Annotated in this window: 5 protein-coding genes; 2 read left to right on the top strand and 3 right to left on the bottom strand. The window is 61.5% G+C overall.

Annotated features, from left to right (window positions below; genetic code table 11):
* From AC4FAH_RS13405 to AC4FAH_RS13395, 3 genes are all read right to left on the bottom strand, one after another.
* A partial coding sequence (locus AC4FAH_RS13405; protein ID WP_490246197.1) for an MFS transporter occupies positions 1-584 on the bottom strand: 584 nt, incomplete at its 3' end.
* 1 nt (position 585) lies between these two features.
* The gene (locus tag AC4FAH_RS13400; RefSeq protein ID WP_490246198.1) at positions 586-1,635 is read right to left on the bottom strand and encodes an ArsJ-associated glyceraldehyde-3-phosphate dehydrogenase; all 1,050 of its coding nucleotides are present in this window, start codon (positions 1,633-1,635) and stop codon (positions 586-588) included.
* 114 nt (positions 1,636-1,749) lie between these two features.
* The gene (locus AC4FAH_RS13395; protein WP_288989818.1) at positions 1,750-2,154 is read right to left on the bottom strand and encodes a metalloregulator ArsR/SmtB family transcription factor; all 405 of its coding nucleotides are present in this window, start codon (positions 2,152-2,154) and stop codon (positions 1,750-1,752) included.
* A gap of 461 nt (positions 2,155-2,615) precedes the next feature.
* On the opposite strand from AC4FAH_RS13395, the gene trxA reads away from it, so the two are divergent.
* Entirely contained in the window at positions 2,616-2,939 is a 324-nt protein-coding gene (trxA, locus tag AC4FAH_RS13390) for a thioredoxin (protein WP_054557199.1), read from the top strand.
* Between the two features lie 200 nt (positions 2,940-3,139).
* Positions 3,140-4,258: an L-dopachrome tautomerase-related protein gene (locus AC4FAH_RS13385; protein WP_284727001.1), complete on the top strand. Its 1,119-nt coding sequence runs from the start codon at positions 3,140-3,142 to the stop codon at positions 4,256-4,258.
* The last annotated feature ends 181 nt before the right edge of the window (positions 4,259-4,439 follow it).

The raw sequence follows: 4,439 nt of genomic DNA, 5'->3' as shown, positions 1-4,439 counted from the left end.
GACAGCACCAGCACCACGGCCAGCATGAGCCACATGGCCAATACCGTGCCCTGGAAGCCGATGAGACTGAGCGCCGCGCCACCGAGGAAGAAGCCCAGACCCTTGAGGGCATTCTTGGAGCCGGTCAGCAGCGCGACCCAGCGATACAGTGCGCTCTGCGATTCCGCCGCCTGCTGCCCCTTCGGCACCAGCACCTTGATGGCGCTCTTGGCGCTCATCTTGTTGAGGTCCTTGGCGATGCCCGACAGCGCCTGGGCGATCATCACCCAGACCACCGTCAGCATGGGCTCCGGCACCAACAGCATGCCAAGCGCCACCAGCTGCATCGCAAGCCCCGCATTCATGGTGCGATTGAGGCCGAGCCGCGCCCCCAGCCAGCCGCCGACCAGGTTGGTGACGACACCGAAGGCCTCGTAGAACAGGAACAGCAGCGCGATGTCCAGCGCCGAATAGCCCAGCGAATGAAAATGCAGCACCACCAGCATGCGCAGTGCGCCATCCGTCAGCGTGAAGGCCCAGTAATTCCCCGTCACCAGCAGGTACTGGCGCACCTCATGGGGCAACTCTCGCAGGCGGGCAAGCATTTCAGCGCTCCTGTGTGCTGGCGTCGACCAGATCACCCAGGCCCACTTTCAGCGCCAGCTCTGCGGTGCGGTTGGCATAGCCCCACTCGTTGTCATACCAGGCGTACAGCTTGAGCTGGGTACCCGCGACGACCATGGTCGAGGGCGCATCGATGATGCTGGAGCGGGAATCGGTACGGAAATCGATCGATACCAGCGGACGTGTCTCGTAGCCCAGCACGCCGGCCAATTCACCTTCTGCCGCGCTCTGCAGCGCCTGATTGACCTCTTCCACCGTCACTTCGCGGTTGAGCTCGAACACCATGTCGGTCAGGGAGGCATTGGCCAGCGGCACGCGAATGGCGTGGCCGTTCAAGCGGCCTTCCAGCTCCGGGAAGATGGCGCTGATCGCCTTAGCGGAACCGGTGGTCGTCGGAATCAGGCTCATGCCGCAGGCCCGCGCGCGGCGCAGATCCTTGTGCGGCGCATCCAGAATCGTCTGGGTATTGGTGATGTCGTGCACGGTGGTCATGGAGCCATGACGAATGCCGAACTGCTCCTGAATCACCTTGATCACCGGTGCTAGGCAGTTGGTGGTGCAGCTGGCCGCCGTCACGATGCGATGCTCATCGGCGTTGTAGAGGTGATCATTGACGCCCATGACGATGTTGAGCACGCCCTCTTCCTTGACCGGCGCGGAGACCACGACCCGCGAGACGCCCTGCTCGAGATAGGCGTTCAGCACCTCGGTGCTCTTCTTCTTGCCGGAGGCCTCGATCACCACATCGCAGCCCGACCAGTCGGTATCACCGATCTCACGCTGGCTTGAGAATGCCGTGCGCTGACCATCGAGGGTGATGGAGTCCGCGTCACTGGTGATACCGGTGCCCGGCGACCACTGGCCATGCACGGAATCGAATTCCAGCAGATGGGCGAAGGTCGCGGCATCGCCACCCGGGTCATTGATACACACCACGTCCAGCACGATATCCTCGCGCAGCTTCCACAGCGCGCGCAGGGCGAGACGACCGATGCGCCCGAAGCCGTTGATACCGACGCGCAGGGCCGGCATGCCCTCCGGCACGCTGATGGACGAGGAATAGGACGGAGCGCTATGAGCAGGGCACATGGGCATTTCCTTGAGAGTGTTCGAAAAGATTCGGCTAACGTTCTACGGCCTGTGCGCTCAGCAGCAGCGCACAGGGCGGTTGGGCATCGTCTCCAGCCACGCCACCCAGCGCGACACCTCGCGGACGTTGGCCTGACAGAGAGTCGCGAGAATCAGATGGCACCAAGCTGGAAGGTCAGGTGCCAGGCGGTAGTGCACCCACTGGCCACGCCGCTGACTGGTCAGCAAGCCAGCATCTCTCAGCTGGGCGAGATGCCGCGAGACCTTGGGTTGGGAGATGGGCATGGCGCGCTTCTCCAGCAGCCAGATAAGCTCACAGACACACAATTCTTCCATCTGGGCTAATAGCTGCACGACGGTCAGGCGAGTGTCCTCGGCAAGGCACTTGAAGACCTGCAACGGTGTCAGGCAGGCCGCCATGTCTCCCACTCCATCAATAACGCCATTGGTTGACGGTTTCATGGCGATGTCCTCGCGTATGCCTGAGCCACCTTGCTCCCCTCCCGATTCCCTCTCCCGCCCCCCCTCTCACCGGCACCTGACGCATGGCAAGGCAGGTTGTCTGCCAGCCGGCTGAAGCGCGTAGACATATGAAATATCATATATGTGTTTTCCCATATATAAAGTGACACATGCATGACAGTTGGATGACAGCCGGCGCCTGAATCGATGGCAGCGATGGAGATCGAGTGGAGGGGGAATGGAGGACAAATGAAGCGCGATCAGAGTGTCGCTTGGCTCGGTGTACCAGCGGGTAGGCGGTCACACCATCGCCACTGTTGCGCAAACGGCACGCATATGTTGCCTGGCCTCAAAAGCGAATGCGCTTGCGAACAAAAGTCGAGCAGCGTTAGTGTGTGCCCATCAAGCACACCAAGTGCCCTTTTGAATCACGCATCCCTCGTGATGCACAGGAGAGACAAATGGCGGATTTCGCACAAGTCGTCGATAGCAACTACACCCAGGAAGTCATCGAAAGCGAGCAGCCGGTACTGGTCAAGTTCTGGGCACCGTGGTGCGGCCCGTGCAAGATGCTCGACCCGATCGTCGAATCCATCGCCGAAGAACAGGGTGATGCTCTCAAGGTCGTTGCCATCAATGTCGATGATGCACCGGACCTCGCCGCCCAGAATGGCGTCCGTGGCCTGCCGACCATCGCGCTGTTCAAGTCCGGCGAGAAGCTCGAAGCCCTGACCGGCGTCCAGCCGAAGGAAAACTTCGACGCCATGATCTCGCGTCACGCCTGATCGAATCGGCCGCTGGCCGCAAGGCCCTGACGCTGCAATGAAAACGCCCTCCATGAGGGCGTTTTTTTGGTCTGCACGGTGCTTTAGGTTACTCTATACCCATGATTTTTCAGGCAATTATCGTCATAGAGAAATTCCTGCCTTCAAGATATCGCTGACCGCGACAGTAACACCAGCATTACCACGACAAGGAAACATTGATGCCTGACCCCGTCCGTTCGACCCGACATCTGGGCATGGTCGCCCTGCTTACCGGCCTGCTGACGGGCTGCGCCAACGGCCATACGACCCTGCCGGCCACCACCTCAGCGCTCAAGGCCGGGCCTGCCTACGGTGAAATGCGCTCTGTCGCCGTCATGCAGATTCGCCCCGGCAATGTGGCGGTGACGCCCAATGGACAGGTCTTCGCCACCATCCACCCGATGGATGGGGATCACGACGTGCAACTGGCCGAGATCACCGGCCAGAACAGCTACCGCGCCTGGCCCTCCCCTGCCTTGCAGACGCATGCCGGCCGCTACAGCGACGCCACCATCGATTCCCCGCTGGGCATCTACCAGGATGGCCAGGGCGGTCTGTGGATCACCGACATGGGGCTGCATCTGGGCAAGACCCGCCTGTGGGGCTTCGATATTGCCTCGGGCAAGCTGATCACTAAGCTGACTTTGCCAGCGAATATCGCCCCCGAGGGCAGCTTCGTGCAGGACCTGGCAGTGGACCGCAGCCGTGGCGTGGCCTATCTGGCAGACATCGCCAATCCGGGCTTGATCACCGTCGACCTGGAGAGCGGCGAAGCCACCCGCTTCAGCGAGCACCCGGCGCTTGAGGCAGAACCCGGTGCCAAGCTCAAGATCGATGGCAAGGACGTCCAGTTCAATGGCAAGCCTGCTAAGGTCGGCGTCGACCCGATCACCCTGTCCGACGATGGCGAGACGGTCTTCTTCGGCGCCATGACCGGCCACAGCTGGTACAGCTTACCGGCCAAGCTGCTGCGCGAAGGCGCCGATCACGCCACCATCGCCGCTGCCATCACGCGCGTCGGCGACAAGCCCGTTTCCGACGGCGCAGATACCGCTGGGGGCATCCACTACTTCACCAACCTCAATCAGCATGGGCTGGATGTGTTGGGTGCCGATGGCAAACTGACGCCGCTGGTGCGCGATGAACGTCTCGACTGGCCGGATGGCGTGCGCATGGCGGCCGACGGCTGGCTCTATGTCACCGTCAATCAGCTCGACAGCACGCCGCCCTTCAATGACGGCAAGGATAGCGGCCAGGCGCCGTACCGTATCTTCAAGGTCTGGCCCGTCGACAACTGAGTCGATAATTGAATCGGCAATAGAGAGGTCGGTCGCGTCGACCCTCTGAATGACAACGCCCGCATTCCTTGGTCAGGAATGCGGGCGTTGTCTTTCTGCAAGGCACCACATCAGTCGGGCTGTCGGAATATCACGAACTCATGCTCACATTGCGGGCAATGCCCCGAGTAGACCGCCCCGG

Source organism: Cobetia sp. (genome assembly GCF_983723665.1).
This window is presented reverse-complemented; position numbering and strand designations above follow the sequence as displayed.

Bases quoted from the DNA above. Each gene is read 5' to 3' on its own strand.
- AC4FAH_RS13385 (WP_284727001.1), top strand. From the start codon at position 3,140: ATGCCTGACCCCGTCCGTTCGACCCGACATCTGGGCATGGTCGCCCTG.
- AC4FAH_RS13395 (WP_288989818.1), bottom strand. From the start codon at position 2,154: ATGAAACCGTCAACCAATGGCGTTATTGATGGAGTGGGAGACATGGCG.
- trxA (WP_054557199.1), top strand. From the start codon at position 2,616: ATGGCGGATTTCGCACAAGTCGTCGATAGCAACTACACCCAGGAAGTC.
- AC4FAH_RS13400 (WP_490246198.1), bottom strand. From the start codon at position 1,635: ATGCCGGCCCTGCGCGTCGGTATCAACGGCTTCGGGCGCATCGGTCGT.